The organism is Sphaerochaeta pleomorpha str. Grapes, from assembly GCF_000236685.1.
GTDB classification, from domain to species: domain Bacteria; phylum Spirochaetota; class Spirochaetia; order Sphaerochaetales; family Sphaerochaetaceae; genus Sphaerochaeta; species Sphaerochaeta pleomorpha.
In genome coordinates this window covers 287761-310205 of sequence record NC_016633.1, presented here as the reverse complement: position 1 = coordinate 310205, position 22445 = coordinate 287761, and the positions used below count along the sequence as shown (strand labels likewise).

Sequence of the window (22445 nt, the reverse complement as noted above, 5' to 3'; positions counted from 1 at the left end):
CTGCATGCTGTACCGATACTCAAACAGGATGTAGGAAAACCTTTATCCCTTTACAACCTCGGAATATGGAATCCACCGTCTACATCAATGAAATTGCCAGTAGAATAGGTCATTTTATCATCACAGAGCAGGCTGACTGCGTTTGCAACATCCTCTGCTGTCCCCCACCGTTGCATAGGAAACAATCCTTGTTCTATCAAACGATCATATTTTTCCTTGACCCCCTTGGTCATATCGGTAAGGATTACCCCCGGTCGCACTTCATGGACAAGGATATTCTCTTCTGCCAATCGGGCTGCAAACAAGGTGGTGATCATCGACTCTGCAGCCTTGGAAATACAATATTCTCCCCTGTTTACTGAAGCAACGGTAGAAGAGCAGGAAGTGACATTCACAATGGTTCCCACTTTCTCATTGTTACCGATAGCATGTTCCCTTTTATACTGTAACATTGTATTTGCTACCCTTTGTGTGAGAAACAAGGGTGCCTTGGTATTTATTTCGATCAACCGGTCAAAACTAGCTTCTTCCATATCCAGCAGGTCGGTCCTTTTTAGCGGGGCAACTCCTGCGTTGTTTACCAAAATCGAAATTCTACCAAATGCTGCTATAGCTTCTCTTACCAGTTCTTTTTGTGTTTCAGCAGTTGCAATATCACCCTGGACATAGATATGGGCAATGTTGTTCTCCTTGAAAAACGAGAAATCATACGATTCTCGCTCTCCCCTACCGGTCAATACGATCGAATAGCCATCAAGGCCCAACTGCCGGGCGATGGCCAATCCAATTCCCCGGCTGCTTCCACTGACAATTGCACATCCTTTCTTATTCATATTATTTGCCTTCCCTTGCAATTCTTTCCTGGGTAAACTGTTTTGCCAGCGGTGCATAGATTTCACTATCGCGAATCACACACCCGGTAGTCCCATGGTCCCTCATTATCTGGGTACATTTGCTACAGGAAATGCATACCTTGTCGCTATCCATCTTTCCTGTTAACAACACATCGCGTGGAGCATCTGGATAGGCAAAGGCACAACGACCAAGCCCAATGAACTTCACACTCCCCTTTCTCAAATTGGCTGCCCCGATGTTAGGAATGAACTGGCGAAGCCAGGAATAACCGTTACCGACTACCGGAATATCCCCTGCGATTTTCTGCACGGTCTCACTGAAATGGAACAATCGTTCAATCGATACCAACTGATGCTCTTCCGGTTCCGGTATTCCCAAGGAAGAGATATCGAAGGGACGGGTTACCTGCGGGTACAGATAGTAGGGGTTACCAGCTGAATTGGAGAGCAAGTCAACGCCTTTTTCAATCATCGCTGTCACGAGTCTTTCACTCTCGCTGCTATCAAATTTCCACATGTCCTCATGATCACAACCAAACCCATAGGGATAGGGATGCGCATCGAATACGTTGAACCGGGAGGCTACGATAAAGTCTTTACCCAGGGCTTTTCTCACTTCTTCTATGACAGTAAGCAGGAATCGGGTACGGTTTTCAAAGCTTCCACCATACTTTCCGGCCCTGGTATGGCTTGCCAGCAATTCGGAAATGAGATAGCGATGACAGGCTTTTATATCAACCCCATCGAAACCTGCTTCCTTGGCAAGCAGCGCAGAGTGTACATAATAAGGAATTAAGCTGTCGAGATAGGCATCACTTACTATCTGGTCATCGCTGACCACCCCTGTTCTCCCATCCAAGATAGGGTCACGTTGCGGTACCATAGGACTGGGTTTATGACCGGTGGGTCTGCAATATCTGCCTGAATGAGTCAACTGCAGGATGATGACAGGTTCATACCCGTTTGCATCCCTGCCTGCTTTTCTGGTTTCTGTTACCAGGTCCTTGAAGCTGGCCAGGTTCTCCTGTGTCAGCTGCATCTGGTTTGGATTTGCCTTGCCTTCTGTTACAACTGCATTGGCCTCGGCCCAGATCAGACCGGCACCACCTTGGGCAAAACGGCGATATCGCCTATACACCAAAGAGGAAGGAGACCCGTCACTGTTCGAATCACAACCTTCCATCGGTAGAATGGCAAAGGAGTTCTGGCACAGTTTATTCCCTATTTTCACAGTCCTGTGCAGGGGGGAAAGGTCTTCTGTATATTCGATATCCAAATGGAGTTCCTGTATTTGTTCTCGTAATGCATCACTATTTTTGAAACTGAACCTATTCATCCTCAACCTCTTTAGATCTGTAGTTATGCTAAGCATACCTTCTGGGTGTTTCCAAAAATAGGGCAATAATTGCTATGAAATAGTAATATCTTGCTTTTTGTATAAATTTAACTGAGAATAATAGTATGAATACAGATATCGACTCCACCATTACCATGCAAAGGAAAAGCGGGATTAACCTCGACGCAATCCAAAAACATTACCATAATGTCGGAGAAATCATCTTTGTCTATGAGGGAAGCCTCACTATGAACATCAATGAAAGGGATGTTTCCCTGCAAGCTTCACAGCTGGTGATCATCAGTTCATTCGCTTCGCATATTCTGCTACATGCCAGTAACGAGTGCAAGCGCTATATTCTGCGTTTTCCCCTCGATTTTTTGCTAGAATCGGTAAAAGACCCAGGTCTTGCCCGTATTTTCACTTGCTATTCTACAGTCGATATCCCCACCTTCCGGATTACTAAAAAGATGTATCCTACCATCATCCAGTTATTCACTCTTTTTGAAAAAGAGTTGAAAGAAAAGGATGATTATTACAAAGAACGATGCGGTGTCTTGCTTTGTGCCCTGCTCATAACCCTCTACAGGGAAGACAATACGTTCTTTTCCGTGCAAAGGACTCCTTTGGAAACCAAGATGCTGGAGATACAGTTCTACCTCACTTCACAGTATGCAAAAGATATTTCCCTTGATTTTTTGGCAGAGAAATTCTGTATCAGCAAATATTACATGGCCAGGTGTTTCAGCAAATTCTCAGGAGTATCCATCAAGCAATATCTGACTACTATCAGGATCAACCAAGCCAAGCAATTACTTTGCAATACTGCTGACCCCATAAACCTGATCAGTGAAAAGACAGGCTTCTACGACAGTAATCATTTTATAAAGATGTTTCGCAAACAGGAAAATCAAACTCCCCTGCAATTTCGTAAAAGCTCGTCCTGAGGTTTTCAGTAGTTCTTTTCCACTAAACAGAAAAGATTTGCTTTTCATCTGGTATTGTAAGGGATAGGCAACTATCCAATAATGCGAACCATCTCATTTCTGTGCGTTGTTCGCTTCTCAAGGCAAAGCTCTATTCTTGCATCAAACCGAGGGGAAGTTACATTTCAATCAAGAGAGGAAATTGCAACAAGGCTGACTACTGGTTTTTAGCTTTTTTATAGAGACTCCTGTACTGCTGGGGGGACATTCCCTTTTCATTCTTGAAATAAGCATAAAAGTACGAAAAATTGACAAATCCCGCTTTTTTTCGAATCGTGTTCAGTCCGAGTTCCGTTTCTTCCAATAATCTGATCACAGTATCGAGTCTGGCTGAGGATATGGTCTTATATATAGTCGTTCCTGTATGCTGTTTGTATTGCGCCCTGACATAATTGACCGGAAGGTTGAACCATTCGGCAACCATTGCAGTAGTAAGATTTTTGTCATGCAGGGTTTCATTGATGAAACCTTGTATGTTCTTTACTGTTTCTTTTTGAAAATCTTTCGGCGCAAATCTGGTTTTATCCTGTACGATTCTCCCTACGATAAGGAACAGCTCATTTAACTGGGAATATTCTTCACAGGCAAGCACTTCATTGAACCAGGCAACAGACCCGCCAAAATAGAGAAGGTCCAGTTGTGTTGAAAGATATTTCTGTACAAGCAGAGCCATCGTAAATACCATTGCTTTGAAATGTTCGTAGGAATCCTGTAAATATAGGGTTTCGAGTATTGTCTCATAGGCTTTTTCATACTGCGGGTAATCGCAATTTTGCAACGCTTGTTTCAAGAGCGTGGTATCAGGTAAATTTCCAATCATTTCATACTGGGTCATTTCGCAATCAAGAAGCATGCTTCCTCTCATGCGAAGGTTGAGCACTTTCAGTTTCTTTCTCAGTTTCTGCAGGTTAATCGGCAATTCATCCAGGGTAACCTGGTTGGTGAGCATAACCGAGGTAATGTCGAAGCCGAATTTTTTGATCAGCAGCGCATTGGCATCTATGATTTTTGCGTTCAGCTCGATTGGTTTCTGATAGGTGACAAAACAATAGGTGCTTTTTTCCAGATGGATTAAATAGTCACGTTGGTTGGGCTCCCATAGATAATTATAGAGCCATTTGCATCCCCTGGCCTCAATATATTGTTCATCTCCGTAATCCAGGTCTTCGTTTTTATTTCCAAGGCGCAATACTACCAGAGATACGTCCTGGATTGGCTGGAAAGGCAGGCTTTTCTGTTTTGCTTCTCCTTTAAGAAATGCCATTAGTTTTCGCTCAAGGATTTGTCTTTTCTCCATTCGATTCGACCGATAGATGAGAACCAGCAGGAATAGAAACAGGAACAGAACTGAAAAGACTATCAGATTTCTCTGCAAGGCCTGGATTGATTCAGTCACTTTCTGGTAAGGAATCATATAGACCATGCGCCAGCGCATTTCCTTGAGATCTTTCCAGATGGCAAGGTATTTCTTACCATCTTTTTCTTTCAGAATGAGAGAGCCTTGAAATGCCTTCTGCTGATTTATTTCGGCAAATAGGGGGTCATTGATGCTCGATTCTGCATATTTCTCTGCCTTTGGATTGGAGAGATAGAAAAGGTCACTGTCTATCAGATAGAAATTCTGTGAACCGTCCTTATCCTTGGGGGAAACCAATTTTCGCATGGCTGACTCGGAAATGTTAACGACCAAGGCATTCTTCAATTCAGTTTTGTCAGAAAGATTGACAAAGGACAAAATATTGCACTCTTCTGATTTTGTAATTTCTGAATCAGGTTCTGGAAGAACAAAGGTAGTTTTCCTCTTATCAAGGGACGTTGTTCTTTCTGAGCCACTGCTTAGGTAATCTTGCAGATTGGCATCGCTACTGACTGTTTTTCCCTCATATCCTGCATAGGTAGACAAATATCCGTTTTCAGCATTGTAGAGGTAAATTGAATGAAAATAAGTGTTTCGTTCAATGACAGCCTCAAGAACCGTTTTGACCTCTGAAATGGTTTGTTCCAAGTCTTTCCTGTTGTACAGATAATCTTGGACGTGGGGATCTTTCAATAGTTGGGAGGAAAGCGAAACAGAATTGAGCCATATCTGTTTATACTGCAATCCAATCATATCAAGATTTGAAGTGTAGGAATCGGTAAGTAGTTTTTCTGCCTTTATTGCAAAGGCATGGGAAAAAAGAAATGAGAGCACTAAAAGGAGCATACAGGATATGGCACTTATTGGAAAAACTATGCTTATAAATCTCGAAAGTACTTTGCTTCTTATACGCCTCGAACGCATTTTCTAACACCTCACACCACTGGGGTAACCAACGGAAAGTTGTAAAAATTACCAAGGGAAATCTTTCATGTCCCCTATGGTTTTTTCTTCATTTTCCTGTCTTGTTTGTTAGAATACACTAAAAAAGAAAAATAAGGGAAAATACAAAACAGTATTTTCAACGATATTCGAAATTGTAATAAATATAATATACATAAAGATATAATCACTATCAGAAGTGATACTTTGCTAAGGATAATATTACTTGTTCCCTGAGACTAGCTCTTTGAGTCTGAACAGGTTTTCCTCAGTTACCCCCCCTTTGAGAAACCCTTTTATCGTGCCATTTTTTACAACGAAGGCTAATGTTGGTTCTTCATCGATGGGAATACCCGCTTGTGCAAAAAAAGTCTCTGCATCAGAAATGAAGACAACTGCAAGGCGGTCGCTCCCAATAAAAGGTGCATAGGTTTTTGCAATCCCTCCCCTGATAGCCCCTTTGACGAAGAAAGGAACCGAACCGATTACGGGGAAGTGATAGACTGGCAACCCTGCTAAAAATGAGGGGTTTTCATTGAAATACGTTTGCCATTGAAGAAGGATCTGCTGTTGTTCTTCCCCGTTTTGGCGGGTTTTGCTTATGGCCATGGCAAAGAGTGCCGGCCCCGTTTGGAGTGCGTCTTCAGGGAATGTGAAGGAATTACCATCGGCTGTCTTTGTCTTCACTTCTGCAAAGGATTCTGCAGTAAGGGTTAGCGAAACGGCAAATACAAGGATGATTACCAATACTATCTTTCTACTCATGCTCTTTTATACTGCAGCTTATGGTACCTGTAAAGCGGAATGATCAATTTGCAGGATTGTAAGATTGGGAAATGTAGGAGGATTGACAAATCATGAACAATACGAGAATATCTTAATGATATCATTATGATATCATACACAACATACATTCGGGAGGTCCATAATGGACGAAGTAGCTAGCAGGCATTCCCCTGAGAAGGGAAAGAAAAAAGCTATGGGGGAAAAGGGAAACGACAAGCTCTTCTTTTTGGTCAACTCTTTTTTGCTCCTCCTCTCTATTGCCGGTTTCATCTATAGTCTTGCTATACCGATGGGAATCGCCCTAGCAGTGTCCCTCAGGATGGAATATCTGTTGTAAAGAGGTAATCCGCTTTTGAGGCATCACGTGAATGAAAATTGCAATGAAACAGATAGATGACAAAGTGTTTGGTAGGTGCCACTTTATGGGTTTTCCAAAGCATTGTGGCTTTGGGATTGACAAAAATGAAAGAAAGTAAGAATATCCTAATGATATCATATTGATATCACATATTTACAATGTCTGGAGGCATGAGATGCTTGAATCATCTGGCTCGATTTCCCCTGATTATGGGAAAGAAAAGATTCTGGAACGGCCAACCAATGGTATGGGGTTTTTGCTGGTCAATTCTTTTTTGATTATCCTTTCCCTACTGGGTTTTGTGTATGCCGTGGCAGTACCGATGGCAGTAGTTCCAAGGGTTTTGCTCATTATTCTCTTTTCCCTCTATGGTTTCATTGTGGGCCCCATTCTCTATGCCGGGTTGAAGGTGATCAAGCCTAACGAGGCCCTGGTTCTTACCTTGTTTGGCAAGTATTATGGAACTCTTAAAAAAGAAGGCTTTTACTTTGTAAACCCGTTTGTAAATGCTGTAAATCCAGCTGCCAATACTGACCCTACCACAGGGAACCCGAAAGCCAAGCAGCAACCTGATTTGGTAAAAGCATCTACCAATGGTTCCATCCAACTGGTCAGTAAAAAGATTTCCCTGAAGGCAATGACGCTCAACAATGAGAAACAAAAGGTGAATGATGCCCAGGGCAACCCGATTATCATCGGGATCGTAGTAATCTGGAAAGTTGTAGATTGTGCCAAGGCTGTCTTCAGTGTCGATAACTATATCGAATATCTTTCTATCCAGTGCGATTCGGCTTTGCGTAATGTCGTTCGGCTGTTTCCCTATGATGCAAGTGATGAAGACGGTGAGAAATCATTAAGAGGCAGCAGCCAAGAGGTTGCCCAGGACTTGAAAGTTGAGCTACAGGGCAAGGTAGACGTTGCCGGTATAGAGATTCTGGAAGCCCGGATCACTCACCTTTCCTATGCTCCTGAGATTGCGGCAGCCATGTTGCAGCGCCAACAGGCTTCAGCCATTATTGCCGCCCGCCAGATGATTGTCGAAGGGGCTGTGGGTATGGTAGAAATGGCACTTAAGCAGTTAAGCGAAAATAAGATTGTGGAGCTTGACGATGAACGCAAGGCGGCCATGGTCAGCAACTTGTTAGTCGTTCTTTGTGGAAATAAGGATGCACAGCCTATTGTCAACAGTGGTTCTATTTATTAGGTTTACGAGAAAGGAAGGTGTTTGATGGAAAACAAGGAAAAGGGAAAAAAGCAGATTCTTCTCCGTCTCTCACCTTCTCTATGGCAGGAATTGGCTAGTTGGGCTGAGGATGATTTTCGCTCGATCAACGGGCAGATTGAATTTCTTTTGACTGAGAGTGTGAGAAAACGGAAGAAAGGGGCCTTCATTGAAGAAGAGCCAGCTGAAACTGACTGATATACAAAGATCTCCAGAAGTGTCGCCACTTCTGGAGATTTCTTTTTGAAAAACAGAACAGTATTACAATTATTTCAGGATGCCATCCTTTTTGAGTTGGTTGACGTTCAAGGACTTGGCATAGGGTACTTCGAGTTTCCCTTCGTTTACCAGTTTCACTACCTGTTCGCGATAGGGAGAGGTGAAGTCTACACCGATGATCTTCCAGTTATTGTCAACTTTCGGGTAGATGGTCCCATTTTCCTGGATGTACTGCACAAGCATATCCCTGATTGAATTCGGTGATTCCCATTCTTTGGTGGCTGCTACCAGCTTCTGGGCCTTGAGGGCTGAGGAGTAGCGGTAGTTGTTTACTGCAAGCGTGAGTTTCTGAGAGTCAGACAGGGGTTTTCCTTTGTACATGAGATTGACGATACGTTGCCCGACTGGCTTTGATAGGTCAATTTCATAATCGACTCCACTAAACATGTCATAGAGGTATCCAGGTTTCTCTGGGTTGAAGCTAACGGTAAGGTCGCCAGGCATTGCCTGGTTATAGCAGGAAGCCGACCATTCCATGTAGGCTTTGAGTTCTGCCCCGGTTACCGGTACGCGGTACAGGGTGTTATCATATTTATAGATACCGAAAATGGTTCCGTAGTTGATATCCCCTGCTGGGATATCACTGGAGTCTGAAAAGAGAGCTGCAGCTGAGACATCGGCTCCGCTATTGGCAAGCTGTACTGCATTTATCAGATCCATGACTGCAGTATCACGGAGTTTGCCTTCTGGCATTCCCATGATTTCGTTCTTTGGCTGGAAGTCAACTGAGGCTTTTCCAAAGATGCCTCCACTGGTTGTTCCATCTGCTGATGTAACTCCACCACTGATGAAATCCCGGGTTTCTTGGTGTGTCTTGGCAATGAAGGGTTCACTTCTCAATGCCTGGCTTGGCTCAAAGCCGGCCATATCAATGACACTCACTGCATGGGAAGTTACCTGTCTGTCTGTATTGAGTGTTATGTCAAAACGTACGACTTCCCTTCCGAGGTTCCTGGCTCCACCGACGAGGGTATTGCCGATAATCTCACTTACCGTAGAGTGGGCATGGCCTACGAGCAAAGCGTCGATCTCTGGGCAGAGTTCGAGGATTTTATTTGCGCCATCGCTTCCGAATTCTTCGTCATATTCGGGATACATGCCGACATGGGCTACCACTACGATAAGGTCGACTTTATTTTTAATGATGTCGACTACTTTTTTACAGGCAGGTCCGACGGGGCTGTAGATGAAAGAATCGACTTTCTCACCATCCCATCGAGGTGCATTGGGGTTGGTAAGGCCAATGATACCAACTTTTACCCCTGCTCTCTCAACGATGGTATACGGCAGAGCTGCCATAGTCCCGTCATGCCTGCTCATGTTTGCAGAAAGGATGGGGAAATTTGCCAAGGCCTGCAATCGGGTGATGAGGTTTTCGCCGAAGTTGAATTCGTGATTACCTAGTGTCATGCTGTCATAACCAAGCATATTCATAGCAGTCATAACAGGATGGGCCCCTTCCCTCTTGTTATACAGGTCATCGGTCATGATGTTGCCTTGAATGGTGTCTCCATTGTCAACAAGGATTACATTGGGTTGTTCTGCTCTCACTTGTTCGACATAGGTGGCAATCCTTGCCATGCCAGTGTTGGTTGTTTCCTTGTCGTTCTCATAGCTGAACCCCCAGACATTACCATGTATGTCGGTGGTGCCGAGTACGGTAATAGTCTGTGGCTGGGTCTTTTCATACGCTGCCTGGGCACCAAGCGTACCAAAGCAAAGCGAAAGCAACATCAGGGCAACAATAAACACTTTAAAACCGTTCTTTTTCATATTCTATCCTCCTGGCATACTTGAAATAATGTGAATTTTCCAAAGTATGCATCTGTAGTATACCATAGCAAAATACAAAATTGTTTTTGCTACAAATTACTAATCAATAATTAATGTATTGGAAACAGTTTTGCTTTTGGTCAGGTGCAAAAGGAGGGAACTGTTTTGTCAGGCGGTAGCTGCTGCTTGTTCGATTGCCTGGCGTTTCAACTGTGTTTTGAAAATCTTCGAAGACAGGAACCTTACCAAAGGCTGTATGAAAAACAATTCCGAGAAAAAGGCCAAGGGGAAATTAAACACTATTTTTTGCATCCACTGGCTTATAAACTCACTGGAGAATCCGTTGTAAAGTATCGTTGCGATAAAGCTCATCATAGGGCACATCAAGGCGACTGTTGCACAAATAATGGCGGTAGTAACCACAAAGGGTTTGTTCTCCCTGGAATTTACGACACGGAAGGCCAGTTTTTCTGAGAGGGGCCCTGCAATGAGTATTTCAAGCAAAAATGCGAATATAAACTCAATCAAGATTATCTTTTTAGAGGCGATGAATACTTGGTTGGACATGCCTCCCATTTCAATGGCGAGATTGTAGAACACGAATACATGAACTGTAATCGCCACGGTCAGAAACGCAAAAACCATTCTCTGTAATTTTGTCGACGGCATAAAAAAAGACACAGGTTGCATTTTACACTGTAATCAGTTTTACGTGCAAAGCACCACATGTGTCGTGTGTAGGTAAAATTCTCGATTTCTGTCAAGAATACATTTTCAAAAAAAATCCAAAAAATATACGAGCAGAAGATCTTCTGAAGGTGCCAAAGCCAAGGCTGAGTGAAAAGAATCAAGAAATAGCTCTCATGCAATTTTCAGAAACAATTACCCCCTACCTTCTTCGATTCAGTATTAAATTATACTGTTTTGATCACTCTATGGGTAACCATACCATCGAGAAAAAAAATTAGTACTGGACAAGAAGCGACATATTCCTTATTATAACATCCTGTAGCGGGCGCGTAACTCAGCGGGAGAGTGCTACCTTCACACGGTAGAAGTCGTTGGTTCAAACCCAATCGCGCCCAATAGGCAACTAACTACTTAACAAGAAGCTAGTTGCTGTTTTTTTTATACCAATTATTCAATTATGAAAGAGAGGGCTCTACAAATCTGCCTCAGCGTCGGATTGCTGAGCAACCGGTTGTGCAACGAGGTGACCGGTTCAACTTTCCAGAAATGTATGCATCGACTTTGAAGAACTCCATTCCATTGCTGTCTGGTGCCCTGCCGGTCTGAAGACCGATAGAATACTATAGAAATTCCTGTATGGCTGAATCAGATTTCTGATATCTGTGGTTATTCAATACGTTTCATTCAAGTTGTTACTTAAATTATTCCAATTGGTAAAGACAGTATCTCTTCTTAAATTGACACTACACTCTGGAACACTTTACAGATGGCTATTCATTATTACTGTTCACAGAAACTAGAAATATTATACCCATCTGCAGTCTTTAAAAAATATTACTATTGACCTTACTGACTTAACAAAGTTAAAGTCTTTATAATGGATATAATGATTCTTTTTAAGAGCTTAATATTTTTCTCAGTTTTTGTTTCCATGTTTCTTTTCGGCTATGTATATAATCGAAAAGTTAATTCTCTTTCACTCAGGTTTTTATCAGGATTTCTCCTTGCAAACCTGATTTATGCTTCAAGCTATTTCTTTGAAATCTCTTCTGATAGCCTTACACAGATTAAGCTCGCTTTGAATTTTGAATACTTAGGGATCCTCTTTATCCCGATGTTCTGGGTCTTAATCGCATGGGCCTATCATCCAGACAATCCTGTATACAACGAGAAGTTACTGAAAAAACTTCGTATTCTCTACATCATCCCGATCATATTAAATATCCTAGTGTGGACAAATGATCTTCATCATTGGGTATATGTCCACATAGGATTGAATACTGATCAATCCATCTTCCTTCTCAATGTTGACAGAGGTCCCGGTTTCTGGGTTATCAACGGAATCATAATCGTCCTGTTCTGTGTCGGTTCCATTCGCATGATATCCAACCTCGTCAAGTCAAATGGCAACCATCGAAAGCAATATCTGCTGCTTACACTCGCTGCCACTCCTCCCTTTCTCAGCTACATTCTAATTTTAAGACAGGTCATTCCCTATAATCTCGATATAAATCCAATAGCATTCGCTCTTTCCTGCATTCTTTTATTCTGGGGGATGTATAATCTTCAGCTCTTCAATATTCTTCCAATAGCTCATAAGCTGGTTATTGAAGCCATCCGTGATATAATGATCGTCCTCAATCCGAAAGGATGCCTGATAGAATACAATATTCCGGCCACAGAGTTATTCGATAATGATAACCCAGATCTTTTCAGGACTCCTCTCAAAGATCTGTATCCTCATCTTTCTCCTCTGTTCTGCAACTCATCTGACTCATACGAGATCGATTTAACGATGCCTAATTCTGAAGAGATAAGAACCTACTCCATCTACATCACACCTGTTATAGATAGGAAGAACAGGTTACGAGGCAATCTTTATCTCCTGCACGAACTCACTGAGATGAAGAAATATTTGAAGGAACTCGAATATCTCGCTGCATCAGATGGTCTCACTAATCTCCTGAATCATCGTGAGTTCATGAAAATGGCGACTATGGAAGCCCAAAGATTGGAAGAAAAAGGCTTCGGACAATTTTCGCTCATCATGATCGACCTTGACAAATTCAAGATGATTAATGATGAATATGGACATAGTGCGGGAGATAAAGTACTGCAGCAATTAGGACTCCTGATTCCTCAACAGTTAAGGCCCACCGATATCTGTGCCCGATACGGGGGTGAGGAATTTATCCTCCTTTTATATGATACTTCTTTAGAACAGGCGACTTTCTATGCCGAGAAACTGCGCCTCGCTATCGAGAAGACAGATTTCACTTACAATGGAAACAAACTGAATATTACAGGAAGTTTCGGAGTGAGTACCTTCTCTCCAGAACAAAATGTCTCATGGGAGATAACTCTCAATCATGCAGATTCAGGATTATACATGGCAAAAAAAGCAGGGCGCAACGTAGTACATCCAATTCGGTCAACCGATATAGTAGTTAACTCAGACTTTTAAAATCCTCTGATTCTGCCTTTACATACTCAAAAACCCCAAGGTGAATAACTGTATCGTATTACGCCTGTTAGAGTAGTATCCAGAAAATCATACTTGGCACCTAAGATACATCTTTCATTCAATCTATAATAGCTGATTAGATCGAGACGATTTGATTTTTGCTTACCTTGATCATATGGAAAATTTCCAACCGAATAGAAAGAATCCAGGTTAATCATACATTTAGTGTTCTTATACAAAATGCCTGAATGTAAACCGAAGTTCCCTCTTAAATAATCAAAAACAACATCCCCCTCAGCCATTATATATACAAGCAAAGGGTCATAGGGGATATTCTTGAATGCGCTAATACCAAAGCTCAAGCCTTTGGAAACAGTGATGTAAGGCTTTAATGTATAATCATTGAAATCTTTGTCTATTGCAAGTTTGAATTCGCTTGATAGCCTATTGTTATAAAATTTCAATTTATTGTAAGAGGCTTGGTTCCAAATAATCAATTCATTCAATCCAAAATCAGACGGACTGGTATATTCGAATTTTACCTTCCCTATAATCATTTTTACATTTCTCGGAGAACTGAAGACCCTTTCCCATGTATCGGCATTCAAAAACCTATAATCCAGTTTGATTGAATCCAAATGATGAGTAATCATATTATAATCAGTTTCAATCCCCAAATAGGAAAGATTATTATTTATAAAGTGAGGTCTCTCATATTGGTCTTGGGTAGGAAGATAAACCGGTAAAGTTCTCTCTACTTCATGGTTTTCCCATCCATCTTCTGTCCAATATGTCTTTCTTATTTCGTATTCATCCAACTTGGAGGGATCTAGTTCAAGTCCAATTTGATTACTAGTTGGACTATAAGTTCTTATATCTCTAATAAGATTGTTTATTTTTAATAACTTAATGAGTGAGTACGGCATAAGGACACCATTAGCCTGATCTCTAAGGCTTATGTTTCCAACAGCATAATCAAGCAATGAAATAGCTCCATTAACGCAATTCCTGGTTATAAATTGATAATCAATAGGAGCATTTTTCATTTCCCAAAGCATTAATAATATTTTATTTATTTGCTCTTTAGTAAAAAGAGTATCATATACAATAAGTTCTCTTTGTAATTTTATAGAATATTTTTCCATAACAATACCAGCTTGAGCAAAATCAAAATATCCCACTAGATCACCTATTAAACCCTTTTTAATCATTTCAAAGGACCCTAAGTCATCAATATAAGCAAATAGATTTATGCTAGCACCGTTTCCGATAGTATCCTCGATATTATTTAAAATTATAAAAGCATGCCCAAAAGTACTATCTAATTCATCATTAATTGGTTCTGAAAAAGAGATGGATAAAGTATCATAAGAATTTTTTTCTAAATATTTTTTTAAATCGTAATTACTATCTAAATAAGGAATATCAATATTTAAATTTCTTGAAATACATTCATATCTTGCAGGATATAAATAAAATAATTCTTCATTTTGATTTTCAATTAAAAACTCAATTTCCTTTTTGAAATTCCTCTCACCACAAGCATAAAATTTACTATAATCGGTAACAAAACCTTTTCCGTAAGCATCATCAAGTAACAAATTGTGCCATTCATCACTAACAGCCAAATCATCAATAGTTGTTGAATATAAAAAACTCATACAAATAATTGTAATACATAATAAAATGATCTTCTTCATAATAAACCTTTAAACTTATTATCTTAGATTGGAACTCGCTAATTTGTACATCGGTTTAGATATAGCTGTCAATCAAAAAAATAGCCATTTTCACAAGGGTACTACTTACATAAATAGTATATCTCCAGACCAGGGAAATCATGTTTTGTCTTAACCATATAAAACGTGCTATTTTCATTCAAAAATTTGACTGTGCTAAAATTAGCTAATCATGGACATTAACAAGATGGTATCTTTTATACAGGAACAAGAGTATTTCAATCAAAATCCTCCTTGTTCTGTTACTTTAAGTATTAAAATTTAAAAAAATAGTACAAATCGGTCAGAGAAATTTTCCTTCAACGGTAGAAGTAGTTGGTTCAAACCCAATCGCACCCATCAAGGCAACTAGTTCATAAAGAATTGGTTGCCTTATTCATTGTCCGATGATATCGAGCTCGTCCAGCAGCAGTCCCTGCATCGTTGAAGGTCTCGAACAGGTCGTTGTCTTCCATGGCCTTCTTTATGTAGGAATGGTAGATGAGTGCCAGGAACTGCACGAACAGCTTTCCCTCCAGGTTTTCCTCCGACGATAACGAAGTCCTCATTATGGGTGGCCTAGATATAAATATTCGGGACTTCAGGTTAAAAATATTCAGATATGGATAAAAGAACCAAAACAGAGAAGATTCCAGACAGCTACACTCGACTCTGAAGTGCAATGGAGGTACATGAATCTTCTCCCAGAAGGAAAATAATTGGTTTAAATTGTGTTGCCAATAAGATATGAAGAATTCAGCAATAAGCAACTATATTCTTTTTCAAGAATCAAAGTGCCTCTATACTCTCAAGAAACAATAGCGTATGATTCCCCTTGCACAGACCATCTATAAACTAAAAAGCCAAATAAGCAGTGTAAAAAGGATCAAGCACATATGTCATTTATCTCTTTGGGAATCTCAGAATCTCTTGTAACTGCTTTAGAGCATGATAACATAACAACACCCTATCCTATTCAAACAGAAGTAATTCCAGCAATCTTGAGTAATAATGATATTCTTGGCATTGCAAAAACAGGATCGGGGAAAACCCTTAGCTACGTATTGCCAATTCTTATGCACTTACAAAAAAAAGAAGTTCTGAAAAACAGGCAGATCCAGGTACTGGTAATGGTTCCCACCAGAGAGCTTGCTGCTCAAGTCAATTCCGTGTTTTCCCAATATATTCATCAAACGGCATTAGATTTAAAAACCCTTGCAGTCTTTGGCGGAACCTCTATCAACTCTCAGATGATGGTAATGAGAAATCTAAGCATTCTCGTTGCTACCCCAGGCAGATTGTTGGAGCTGATCTCTTTGCATGCTGTTCATTTGTCTTCCTTGGAAATTGTAGTTATTGACGAGGCAGATAAAATGCTGACCGTAGGTTTTGAGCAAGAAATGGATCAAATTTTTGCCCAGATCCCTAAGCAACGCCAGAATCTGCTTTTCTCGGCAACCTTGAATGAACAGATCCAGTCACTGGAAAAAGTGCTCTTGCATGATCCTGTAGTGATAAAAATCGAAGAAGAAGATGCATCCTTTGATCTCATACAGCAGAGTGTGTATTGCATTGCAGAAGAGAAAAAAGGCCCGCTGTTACGGCATTTGATCAAGAGCCAGAATATGAAACAAGTACTGATCTTTACCTCTTCAGTTGCAAGGGCTGACAGGGTTGCAGAAAAATTACAAAAAAATGGCATCGATGCCGAGTCAATACATAGCAGAAAGAGTCAGGGAGCAAGGACAGACCTCCTAAGGGCCTTCAAGCAGGGAAACCTAAGGGTATTGGTTACTACCGATCTTCTGGCCCGAGGAATTGACATTGAGTCTCTTCCCTTTGTAATAAACTATGAATTGCCTCGTTCTCCGATAAATTTTATCCATAGGATAGGAAGAACGGGCCGTGCTGGGAATTCTGGTGAAGCCATTACGCTCATCAATCCTTCTGAAGAAACCCATTTTAAGGTAATAGAAAAGAAAATGAAGAAAAAAGTTACAAGGATACCTTGGAAGGGCACTGATTTGGTAAACGCCTAAGAAGCGTTACGTGTCTTTTGACCTCGACCTGTCCTGGACAAGAGACTATCCACGTACGTAGTTTACAATACAGGAAACTATACAATACATCCCTTAACAGCTAGAAAAACCCTGGCAAAGGAACACAATCCATGCGTAACAAAAATGATTTGCAAGAACAACCGAACAACCCCCTTCACGGAGTAACCCTTGAGCAAATTCTACGATATCTTGTGGATTATTATGGGTGGAGAGAATTATATTATATGGTTGAAATCCGTTGTTTCTATATTGACCCAGGGATAAAATCAAGTCTGAAATTCTTACGGCAAACCCCCTGGGCTCGATCAAAAGTAGAAGAAATCTATCTTGATTTACTTGAAGAACAGAAAAAAGACGAACAAAAAGAGTAACGATAGTCCTAAAAGGACTCGTTTTAAGACAAAAAAGCGAGAAACCAGCATGCATCGACTATCAGCTAGCCTTGACTACACAACATAACTCGCTAAAAAAGGCAATAAGGCAAGCAATCCGAAAAATTTCTTTTTTCCGGCATGGTTGCCTGCCTCCCATTGAAAGAGAGCCAGACAGAGAACCAGGTTTACTACACTGCTTACCAACAAAATGACAAGTGGTTCAAATTTCCCATTCCCCGATCCCATACTGAGATTGTTGAAAGCCTGGATTCCATGGGAAGCCGGAAGCAGGGAGACAATAAACTGAAGATTTGCAGGAATCATAGCTGCAGGGACCATAAGTCCCCCCAAAATCACCGAGGGTATAAACACCATCTGTGCAAGGAGAATTCCTGCACGCGCAGAGGGAGAAACGATTCCAATTAGCATGCCGATGGTAGACAGACAAACAGCACAGGTAACCAGAACCACAAAAAACCACCACCAGTTCACCGGTGCAGCGGCATCAAACAAAAACAAGCTAAGTACAGTGACAATTGCTGAAACTAGCACCGAATGGATACTGCTGCTAAGTATAGGAATTGAAACCAAGGACCACAGTTTTACACCGTTCACTCGATAACTACGAAAAATACCGGTTTCGCGAGCCTGAATCTGTATGCTTGAAAGATTGAGGAGCGTCGATGACATAATGCCGAAAAGAATCATCCCAGGAATCATGATATCCTTGAAAAAAGGATTTACCTGCGTCATAAAAAGCCCGGCAAGCAACAAAAAGCCCAAAGGAAACAGATAATTCATAAGCATGAGGCTCTTATCACGCAAACCTGTTCTGATATCATACATAAGATGGTAGCTATAGGCACTCATACGCTAGCCTCCTTTGAGCTTGTAATCTCGATAAATCGTTCTTCCAAGGTAGGCCTTTCTACCCTCAGATCAATCAATTCGTCTTCAGCTTCTTGTAAAAGGGTGAGCATTGACAGAACAGCCGGGCCAGGGTTGTCTGTAGTGTAATAGCAATACCCATCCTTTATTCCTGTAAGTATTGCATGTTGGATTACTTTGCTACCATCTTCGCTCTTAGCCAGAGCGATAAGCGTTCCTTTTGCTGAGGAGAGGGTAATTGTTGTTCGTTTGTCTCCGGCTGCAGTAACTTCTTTAGGGGTTCCTACCATAGCAAGGGAACCCTGGACGATAATGCCGATGGTATCACAAAGGGTCTCAGCTTCAGCCATATCATGCGTTGCCAGGATCACCGTTCTTCCTTGGCCTTTGTATTCTTGAATCATTGCATGCAATGCAATTCTTGATTGCACATCCAGCCCTGCAGTGGGTTCATCAAGAAAAAGAATCTGAGGTTCATGCACAACAGCAATTGCCAAAGAAAGCCTACGCTGTTGTCCGGCAGAAAGTGTATGATAGGGGGCATTGAGCTTTTCTTTGAGACCTAGCCGGATAAGAAGCTTATCGGTAGGTATCACCCCATGATAGCGGCCAAAAAAGGCTATTGCTTCTCTACAGGTCATCATCTCCGGTATACCGGAACTTTGCAATTGGACTCCAATTGTATTGTAGAACTCCCCACTATGGGATTGCGGGTTGATACCCGCCACAGAAATGTCCCCTGAGGTTTGCTTCCGTAGGCCTTCAATACATTCCAAGGTGGTGGTTTTTCCGGCGCCGTTAGGCCCCAGAAGGCCAAATATCTCCCCTTTTTTCACCTGGAAAGAAAGATCCTTGACCGCTCGTTTTTCACCATACTCTTTTACCAGATTGGTTACTTCCAACGCAAAATCACTCATGATTCACCGCCCCTTTATACATTTATCAAGAGATTAAAATCTTCTCCTGCTTATTATTGCAGGTAATTTACAATAAGTTAATTGGAACAAGGCTACATAATGACCACATTAACCATCATAGATAGTTGCCTTGAGAACGACGCCCAGAATGTCTATACAATCCTAAACGCACGGGGTTCGAACCCCATGCTCTCTCCATAGTTGCCAGGTCTATCGAAAAAGGCTCAGCGGATAAGCTGAAGCGTGCCGGTGCGGACAAAACCATCTCTCCCAATGAAATTGGTGGCATCAGAATGGCCTACCTTATGCTCAAACCCCAGGTAATGTCGTTCTTGGATATCGTCACCCGTTTCGATGACGAATTGCTGGAGCTTGGGGAAGTCACCGTTGAAGTTGACTCCGAACTATCTGGATTTATGATCAAAGATGCTGGCATTCCCCAACGAACAGGGCTGATCATCATCGCGATCCGAAGCCCAAAAGGGAAATTGCGCTTTAACCCTGGACCTACAGAACAACTTTCACCCGGAAGCTGCATGTTGGTTCTCGGAAAACCGGACAAGATCGAAATGCTTCGATCTATAGCCTCTAGTAAAAAGAAGGACTAAATGTTTTAACCTTTGACAATGATAGAACACTTCAAAAATGTTTTGTATATCATTGCTTTATGGTGTCTATTTTACATAATCGTAACAGCTTACACATAATTTAGGTCTTCTGTTTCAAGAGAATGCACAAGCTTTTAGACCATTTTTGTGATAAAAAGCACTCCTGTAAGCATATCGACTGAATTCATCAGTATATGCAAACCGATACCGACATAGAGATTTTTCTTTTTTACTGTGTAGATCAAGGGTAAGAGGCCAATGGTGCGGGTTAGTATCATCCAGGGGGTAAATACATGATACAGTGCAAAAAGAAAGCTATGCAGCAAAGGTGCGAATTTACCGGCATACTTCATTCTTGGTAATAAATACCCTCTGAAATACAATTCTTCTACGATGGGACCTATGCATACAACAAACACAATTACCATTAGATAGGTTCTGATAAGGATGGGTTTTGCATAGCCTCCCTCTAGCCCGCTTTGCATAGTAGGCATCCAAGAAAAAACGTGGCTCTGCATAAATTGGTCAACAGGTTTCATCTGGGTAAAGATAATTCCAATAATTCCAAATAAAATGGGAATCCAAACAAAATACTCCCATGTTTTTATAGGCTGCAAATAGGATATAACCTGTTTCAATGACAGTTTTTTGTTCTTCTTATACCCTTGTACCAGCAAGTAACCCAATTCGACGGGTACCAGTACCACTGGTACCGCAACCGCCAATGCCATAATTGACGGATATCCATGCTTGGCAAAACGTGCATAGAATGCAAAATAGAACATACCGATTAACATTCCGGGAAGAAGATGCAGCACTAATGATTTCAAAACGGAATGTTGTTCAATTTCCAGAGTATTTTCTTCAATCATGTAGTTTGTACTCCTTCCCTCTCAATGCTTTATTCATCTGACTGCTCTTCTGCTGTTCCGATTCCCCAGCAAAAGTCCTTTCAGTTCAAACAAAATAGCAATAGCGTAGGTAAAACATCCTAAACAGATAGCTTGAAAATACATTTTACATCACATATTTGTTTTTATGAACTAGTTTTATACATAATTGAAAACACTTGTTAGCTAACTACCTGCCCAGGGTTGGAATCATGCTACCGAAAACCTTTTCACGATGTTCTTATTTTGTTTTTCCTTTTGATTCCAAGGTGAAGTTTTCCGGATTAAAGGCATCACTGCCCAACCAGAGGTCAATTTGCAGACCACTGTCAGAATTGTTCACACTCGCGTGTTTTATCTGCCATCCAATAAGTTTCAGCCGGGCTCCCCAAGTCATATCATGGCCTGCCATCAAGCCATAATATTGTGCCAGTTCGGGCCTTTGGGCCTTGGGGTTGAGCGCTTGTCTGATCTGTTCCAATTCAAATTCAGTGCGAGGCCTGTCATCAAAGAAACTTATATGGGCACCATCGTTTTCCTGATGGAGTGATATTACCAACCGGAGTGGATTTCCCTCCAGCATGAAGTTTGTGAGTTCACCAATCAAACGGCCTAAAAATTCTTTTCGTTTCATTGCTCAAAATCCTCCTTAGGGCGATTGTTCTTATACCATTCCAGAATGGCTATGAGAAGGGTTGCGGTGAGCCCGCCTGCAAATCCATTGTTGTACAGATCAAGTCCACCATGCCATTGGGCAGTGGTTTCTACCATGAATAGATGAATGAATCCTGCAATTATTCCCGCGAGTATACCAAATTGTCCGGCAATTGGGGCAAGTGTCGTACAAAAAAGGGCTGCAAGTATTGGCCCAGGGGCTGAAAGCTCTTTGCCAAACACCAAGGAGGCCAAGACAACGCCTGCAACAATCGGCCAGGTATTCTTGAGGTTCTTACCAAACCCTCCAAAACCCATCACCGTCAGGATGCCCCCTATAACAGGGCCATTGAACGGGGCTTTGACAAACCAAACATACAAGGAACAAGACAGGCCAAGCAAACCCATATTAACCAATGACCCCCCAGCGGACCCTGCATCAAAAAAGTCTGTAGGCAGTCGTCCCGAGAGTTTCTGTAAATTTGCAAACCCTTTTAACGTGGAGCGGATATTGCCAAACCCATCGATGAGGAAGGCAAAGAAAAGGAGGAACACTGACAGGACCGGGATGAAGAGTATAAGAGCCGGTTCCTGTGCCAAATTCCAGACAATTGTAATTGGCTCCATACGCTTTGTCGCAATAAGCATGCTTGAGGCAAATAGACCTATGAAGCCGCAACTGAACCCAGTGTTGTACAGGTTATACCCCTGATGAAGCTGCAACATAGAACCGGCTACTGCAGGCAGAATGAAGCCGACAAAGAGGCCTGAGACCAGAGCCAAAGGAATGGAAATGAAGAACGGAAGGTGTATCTCAAACATAACGAACGTCACCACAGGACCAAGGGCAGTTCCAAACAAGGCAATAAGGCTGTAAGACCCTAGCGTCTTGTGTGCAATTTTGGCAGCTAACCAGACCCCAAGGATAACCGGAACACAATTGAGAGGAGTCTTTCCAAAAAAACCGAATCCTATCATGGTGAAAATGGCTGAAATTGTCGGACCTGACAGACTGACCGTGGCAAAGAAGACAACTGACAATCCGATGAGCCCGACAAGGGCAGCATTGAACATGGCAGAGCCTACCCCATAGGTTGTAAAGTCATTGATGAGTCTTGATCCTTTGCTTTGGATTTGCAAAAAACCATCAAAGACAGGCAGCGGTCCATCAATAGCCAGCCCAACTATGGCCAAAGCCAGGATAAAGAACAGCATGATCGTATATAGGTATTTTTCTGTGCGTTCCATACGAGGTTCCTTTTCCTTTTGCATTCGATTGATTTTATGCT

At 41.6% G+C, this 22445-nt stretch carries 21 protein-coding genes and 1 tRNA gene; 9 read left to right on the top strand and 13 right to left on the bottom strand.

The window, feature by feature from the left end; all coding sequences use genetic code 11:
• Nucleotides 1-50: 50 nt before the first annotated feature.
• Nucleotides 51-833, bottom strand: a complete 783-nt coding sequence (locus tag SPIGRAPES_RS01410; RefSeq protein ID WP_014268995.1) for a 3-ketoacyl-ACP reductase — start codon at nucleotides 831-833, stop codon at nucleotides 51-53.
• A gap of 1 nt (nucleotide 834) precedes the next feature.
• Nucleotides 835-2190, bottom strand: coding sequence for an oxidoreductase (locus SPIGRAPES_RS01405; RefSeq protein WP_014268994.1), 1356 nt, complete (start codon nucleotides 2188-2190; stop codon nucleotides 835-837).
• 125 nt (nucleotides 2191-2315) lie between these two features.
• On the opposite strand from SPIGRAPES_RS01405, the gene SPIGRAPES_RS01400 reads away from it, so the two are divergent.
• Nucleotides 2316-3137 carry an AraC family transcriptional regulator gene (locus tag SPIGRAPES_RS01400; protein ID WP_014268993.1) on the top strand — a complete coding sequence of 274 codons (822 nt, stop codon included), beginning with the start codon at nucleotides 2316-2318 and terminating at the stop codon, nucleotides 3135-3137.
• Between the two features lie 196 nt (nucleotides 3138-3333).
• Here SPIGRAPES_RS01400 and SPIGRAPES_RS01395 read toward each other — a convergent pair whose 3' ends face one another.
• Entirely contained in the window at nucleotides 3334-5367 is a 2034-nt protein-coding gene (locus SPIGRAPES_RS01395; RefSeq protein WP_172635058.1) for an AraC family transcriptional regulator, read from the bottom strand.
• A 330-nt stretch (nucleotides 5368-5697) separates the two neighbouring features.
• The gene (locus SPIGRAPES_RS01390) at nucleotides 5698-6240 is read right to left on the bottom strand and encodes a hypothetical protein (RefSeq protein WP_014268991.1); all 543 of its coding nucleotides are present in this window, start codon (nucleotides 6238-6240) and stop codon (nucleotides 5698-5700) included.
• 163 nt (nucleotides 6241-6403) lie between these two features.
• On the opposite strand from SPIGRAPES_RS01390, the gene SPIGRAPES_RS01385 reads away from it, so the two are divergent.
• From SPIGRAPES_RS01385 to SPIGRAPES_RS01375, 3 genes are all read left to right on the top strand, one after another.
• Entirely contained in the window at nucleotides 6404-6598 is a 195-nt protein-coding gene (locus SPIGRAPES_RS01385; protein ID WP_014268990.1) for a hypothetical protein, read from the top strand.
• 196 nt (nucleotides 6599-6794) lie between these two features.
• Entirely contained in the window at nucleotides 6795-7823 is a 1029-nt protein-coding gene (locus SPIGRAPES_RS01380) for an SPFH domain-containing protein (protein WP_014268988.1), read from the top strand.
• 24 nt (nucleotides 7824-7847) lie between these two features.
• Entirely contained in the window at nucleotides 7848-8039 is a 192-nt protein-coding gene (locus tag SPIGRAPES_RS01375; RefSeq protein ID WP_014268987.1) for a type II toxin-antitoxin system antitoxin, read from the top strand.
• Between the two features lie 69 nt (nucleotides 8040-8108).
• Here SPIGRAPES_RS01375 and SPIGRAPES_RS01370 read toward each other — a convergent pair whose 3' ends face one another.
• Nucleotides 8109-9893 carry a bifunctional metallophosphatase/5'-nucleotidase gene (locus SPIGRAPES_RS01370; protein ID WP_014268986.1) on the bottom strand — a complete coding sequence of 595 codons (1785 nt, stop codon included), beginning with the start codon at nucleotides 9891-9893 and terminating at the stop codon, nucleotides 8109-8111.
• A gap of 168 nt (nucleotides 9894-10061) precedes the next feature.
• Entirely contained in the window at nucleotides 10062-10562 is a 501-nt protein-coding gene (locus SPIGRAPES_RS01365) for a DUF2798 domain-containing protein (protein ID WP_014268985.1), read from the bottom strand.
• A gap of 344 nt (nucleotides 10563-10906) precedes the next feature.
• On the opposite strand from SPIGRAPES_RS01365, the gene SPIGRAPES_RS01360 reads away from it, so the two are divergent.
• Both SPIGRAPES_RS01360 and SPIGRAPES_RS01355 read left to right on the top strand, forming a co-directional pair.
• Nucleotides 10907-10978 (top strand) — tRNA-Val (locus SPIGRAPES_RS01360).
• A gap of 482 nt (nucleotides 10979-11460) precedes the next feature.
• Nucleotides 11461-13047, top strand: coding sequence for a histidine kinase N-terminal 7TM domain-containing diguanylate cyclase (locus SPIGRAPES_RS01355; protein WP_014268984.1), 1587 nt, complete (start codon nucleotides 11461-11463; stop codon nucleotides 13045-13047).
• A gap of 26 nt (nucleotides 13048-13073) precedes the next feature.
• Here SPIGRAPES_RS01355 and SPIGRAPES_RS01350 read toward each other — a convergent pair whose 3' ends face one another.
• Entirely contained in the window at nucleotides 13074-14747 is a 1674-nt protein-coding gene (locus tag SPIGRAPES_RS01350; RefSeq protein ID WP_014268983.1) for an Lnb N-terminal periplasmic domain-containing protein, read from the bottom strand.
• A 392-nt stretch (nucleotides 14748-15139) separates the two neighbouring features.
• Nucleotides 15140-15334, bottom strand: coding sequence for a hypothetical protein (locus SPIGRAPES_RS16940; protein ID WP_155816637.1), 195 nt, complete (start codon nucleotides 15332-15334; stop codon nucleotides 15140-15142).
• Nucleotides 15335-15661: 327 nt separating this feature from the next.
• Here SPIGRAPES_RS16940 and SPIGRAPES_RS01345 point away from each other — a divergent pair, with 327 nt between their 5' ends.
• Together SPIGRAPES_RS01345 and SPIGRAPES_RS01340 are read left to right on the top strand one after the other, a co-directional pair.
• Complete coding sequence (locus SPIGRAPES_RS01345; protein WP_014268982.1) at nucleotides 15662-16804, top strand: DEAD/DEAH box helicase; 1143 nt, start codon at nucleotides 15662-15664, stop codon at nucleotides 16802-16804.
• A gap of 131 nt (nucleotides 16805-16935) precedes the next feature.
• A complete protein-coding gene (locus SPIGRAPES_RS01340; RefSeq protein ID WP_014268981.1) occupies nucleotides 16936-17196 on the top strand; it encodes a VF530 family protein in 261 nt (86 codons plus the stop codon).
• 75 nt (nucleotides 17197-17271) lie between these two features.
• On the opposite strand, the gene SPIGRAPES_RS01335 is transcribed toward SPIGRAPES_RS01340, so the two are convergent.
• Together SPIGRAPES_RS01335 and SPIGRAPES_RS01330 are read right to left on the bottom strand one after the other, a co-directional pair.
• A complete protein-coding gene (locus SPIGRAPES_RS01335; protein ID WP_014268980.1) occupies nucleotides 17272-18069 on the bottom strand; it encodes an ABC transporter permease in 798 nt (265 codons plus the stop codon).
• Nucleotides 18066-19004 carry an ABC transporter ATP-binding protein gene (locus SPIGRAPES_RS01330; RefSeq protein ID WP_014268979.1) on the bottom strand — a complete coding sequence of 313 codons (939 nt, stop codon included), beginning with the start codon at nucleotides 19002-19004 and terminating at the stop codon, nucleotides 18066-18068. Before SPIGRAPES_RS01330 ends, SPIGRAPES_RS01335 begins: the two co-directional genes overlap by 4 nt.
• Before the next feature lie 293 nt (nucleotides 19005-19297).
• On the opposite strand from SPIGRAPES_RS01330, the gene SPIGRAPES_RS16395 reads away from it, so the two are divergent.
• On the top strand, nucleotides 19298-19612 hold the full coding sequence (locus SPIGRAPES_RS16395; RefSeq protein WP_050805745.1) for a cation:proton antiporter regulatory subunit: 315 nt from the start codon (nucleotides 19298-19300) through the stop codon (nucleotides 19610-19612).
• A gap of 134 nt (nucleotides 19613-19746) precedes the next feature.
• Here the strand turns inward: SPIGRAPES_RS16395 and SPIGRAPES_RS01320 are convergent, their stop codons facing one another.
• The 3 genes from SPIGRAPES_RS01320 to SPIGRAPES_RS01310 form a co-directional block, all read right to left on the bottom strand.
• Nucleotides 19747-20484 carry a CPBP family intramembrane glutamic endopeptidase gene (locus SPIGRAPES_RS01320; RefSeq protein ID WP_014268978.1) on the bottom strand — a complete coding sequence of 246 codons (738 nt, stop codon included), beginning with the start codon at nucleotides 20482-20484 and terminating at the stop codon, nucleotides 19747-19749.
• Nucleotides 20485-20743: 259 nt separating this feature from the next.
• The gene (locus tag SPIGRAPES_RS01315; RefSeq protein WP_014268977.1) at nucleotides 20744-21136 is read right to left on the bottom strand and encodes a hypothetical protein; all 393 of its coding nucleotides are present in this window, start codon (nucleotides 21134-21136) and stop codon (nucleotides 20744-20746) included.
• Nucleotides 21133-22404, bottom strand: a complete 1272-nt coding sequence (locus SPIGRAPES_RS01310) for a DUF1576 domain-containing protein (RefSeq protein WP_014268976.1) — start codon at nucleotides 22402-22404, stop codon at nucleotides 21133-21135. The genes SPIGRAPES_RS01315 and SPIGRAPES_RS01310 overlap by 4 nt, the downstream gene beginning before the upstream one ends.
• Nucleotides 22405-22445: the final 41 nt, after the last annotated feature.

Excerpts from the sequence above, each read along its gene's own strand:
- SPIGRAPES_RS01335 (WP_014268980.1), bottom strand. The coding sequence starts at position 18,069 with ATGAGTGCCTATAGCTACCATCTTATGTATGATATCAGAACAGGTTTG.
- SPIGRAPES_RS01345 (WP_014268982.1), top strand. The coding sequence starts at position 15,662 with ATGTCATTTATCTCTTTGGGAATCTCAGAATCTCTTGTAACTGCTTTA.
- SPIGRAPES_RS01405 (WP_014268994.1), bottom strand. The coding sequence starts at position 2,190 with ATGAATAGGTTCAGTTTCAAAAATAGTGATGCATTACGAGAACAAATA.
- SPIGRAPES_RS01340 (WP_014268981.1), top strand. The coding sequence starts at position 16,936 with ATGCGTAACAAAAATGATTTGCAAGAACAACCGAACAACCCCCTTCAC.
- SPIGRAPES_RS01355 (WP_014268984.1), top strand. The coding sequence starts at position 11,461 with ATGGATATAATGATTCTTTTTAAGAGCTTAATATTTTTCTCAGTTTTT.
- SPIGRAPES_RS01315 (WP_014268977.1), bottom strand. The coding sequence starts at position 21,136 with ATGAAACGAAAAGAATTTTTAGGCCGTTTGATTGGTGAACTCACAAAC.
- SPIGRAPES_RS01375 (WP_014268987.1), top strand. The coding sequence starts at position 7,848 with ATGGAAAACAAGGAAAAGGGAAAAAAGCAGATTCTTCTCCGTCTCTCA.
- SPIGRAPES_RS01365 (WP_014268985.1), bottom strand. The coding sequence starts at position 10,562 with ATGCCGTCGACAAAATTACAGAGAATGGTTTTTGCGTTTCTGACCGTG.
- SPIGRAPES_RS01350 (WP_014268983.1), bottom strand. The coding sequence starts at position 14,747 with ATGAAGAAGATCATTTTATTATGTATTACAATTATTTGTATGAGTTTT.
- SPIGRAPES_RS01380 (WP_014268988.1), top strand. The coding sequence starts at position 6,795 with ATGCTTGAATCATCTGGCTCGATTTCCCCTGATTATGGGAAAGAAAAG.
- SPIGRAPES_RS01330 (WP_014268979.1), bottom strand. The coding sequence starts at position 19,004 with ATGAGTGATTTTGCGTTGGAAGTAACCAATCTGGTAAAAGAGTATGGT.
- SPIGRAPES_RS01410 (WP_014268995.1), bottom strand. The coding sequence starts at position 833 with ATGAATAAGAAAGGATGTGCAATTGTCAGTGGAAGCAGCCGGGGAATT.
- SPIGRAPES_RS16395 (WP_050805745.1), top strand. The coding sequence starts at position 19,298 with ATGGCCTACCTTATGCTCAAACCCCAGGTAATGTCGTTCTTGGATATC.
- SPIGRAPES_RS01400 (WP_014268993.1), top strand. The coding sequence starts at position 2,316 with ATGAATACAGATATCGACTCCACCATTACCATGCAAAGGAAAAGCGGG.
- SPIGRAPES_RS01370 (WP_014268986.1), bottom strand. The coding sequence starts at position 9,893 with ATGAAAAAGAACGGTTTTAAAGTGTTTATTGTTGCCCTGATGTTGCTT.
- SPIGRAPES_RS01390 (WP_014268991.1), bottom strand. The coding sequence starts at position 6,240 with ATGAGTAGAAAGATAGTATTGGTAATCATCCTTGTATTTGCCGTTTCG.
- SPIGRAPES_RS16940 (WP_155816637.1), bottom strand. The coding sequence starts at position 15,334 with ATGAGGACTTCGTTATCGTCGGAGGAAAACCTGGAGGGAAAGCTGTTC.
- SPIGRAPES_RS01385 (WP_014268990.1), top strand. The coding sequence starts at position 6,404 with ATGGACGAAGTAGCTAGCAGGCATTCCCCTGAGAAGGGAAAGAAAAAA.
- SPIGRAPES_RS01320 (WP_014268978.1), bottom strand. The coding sequence starts at position 20,484 with ATGATTGAAGAAAATACTCTGGAAATTGAACAACATTCCGTTTTGAAA.
- SPIGRAPES_RS01310 (WP_014268976.1), bottom strand. The coding sequence starts at position 22,404 with ATGGAACGCACAGAAAAATACCTATATACGATCATGCTGTTCTTTATC.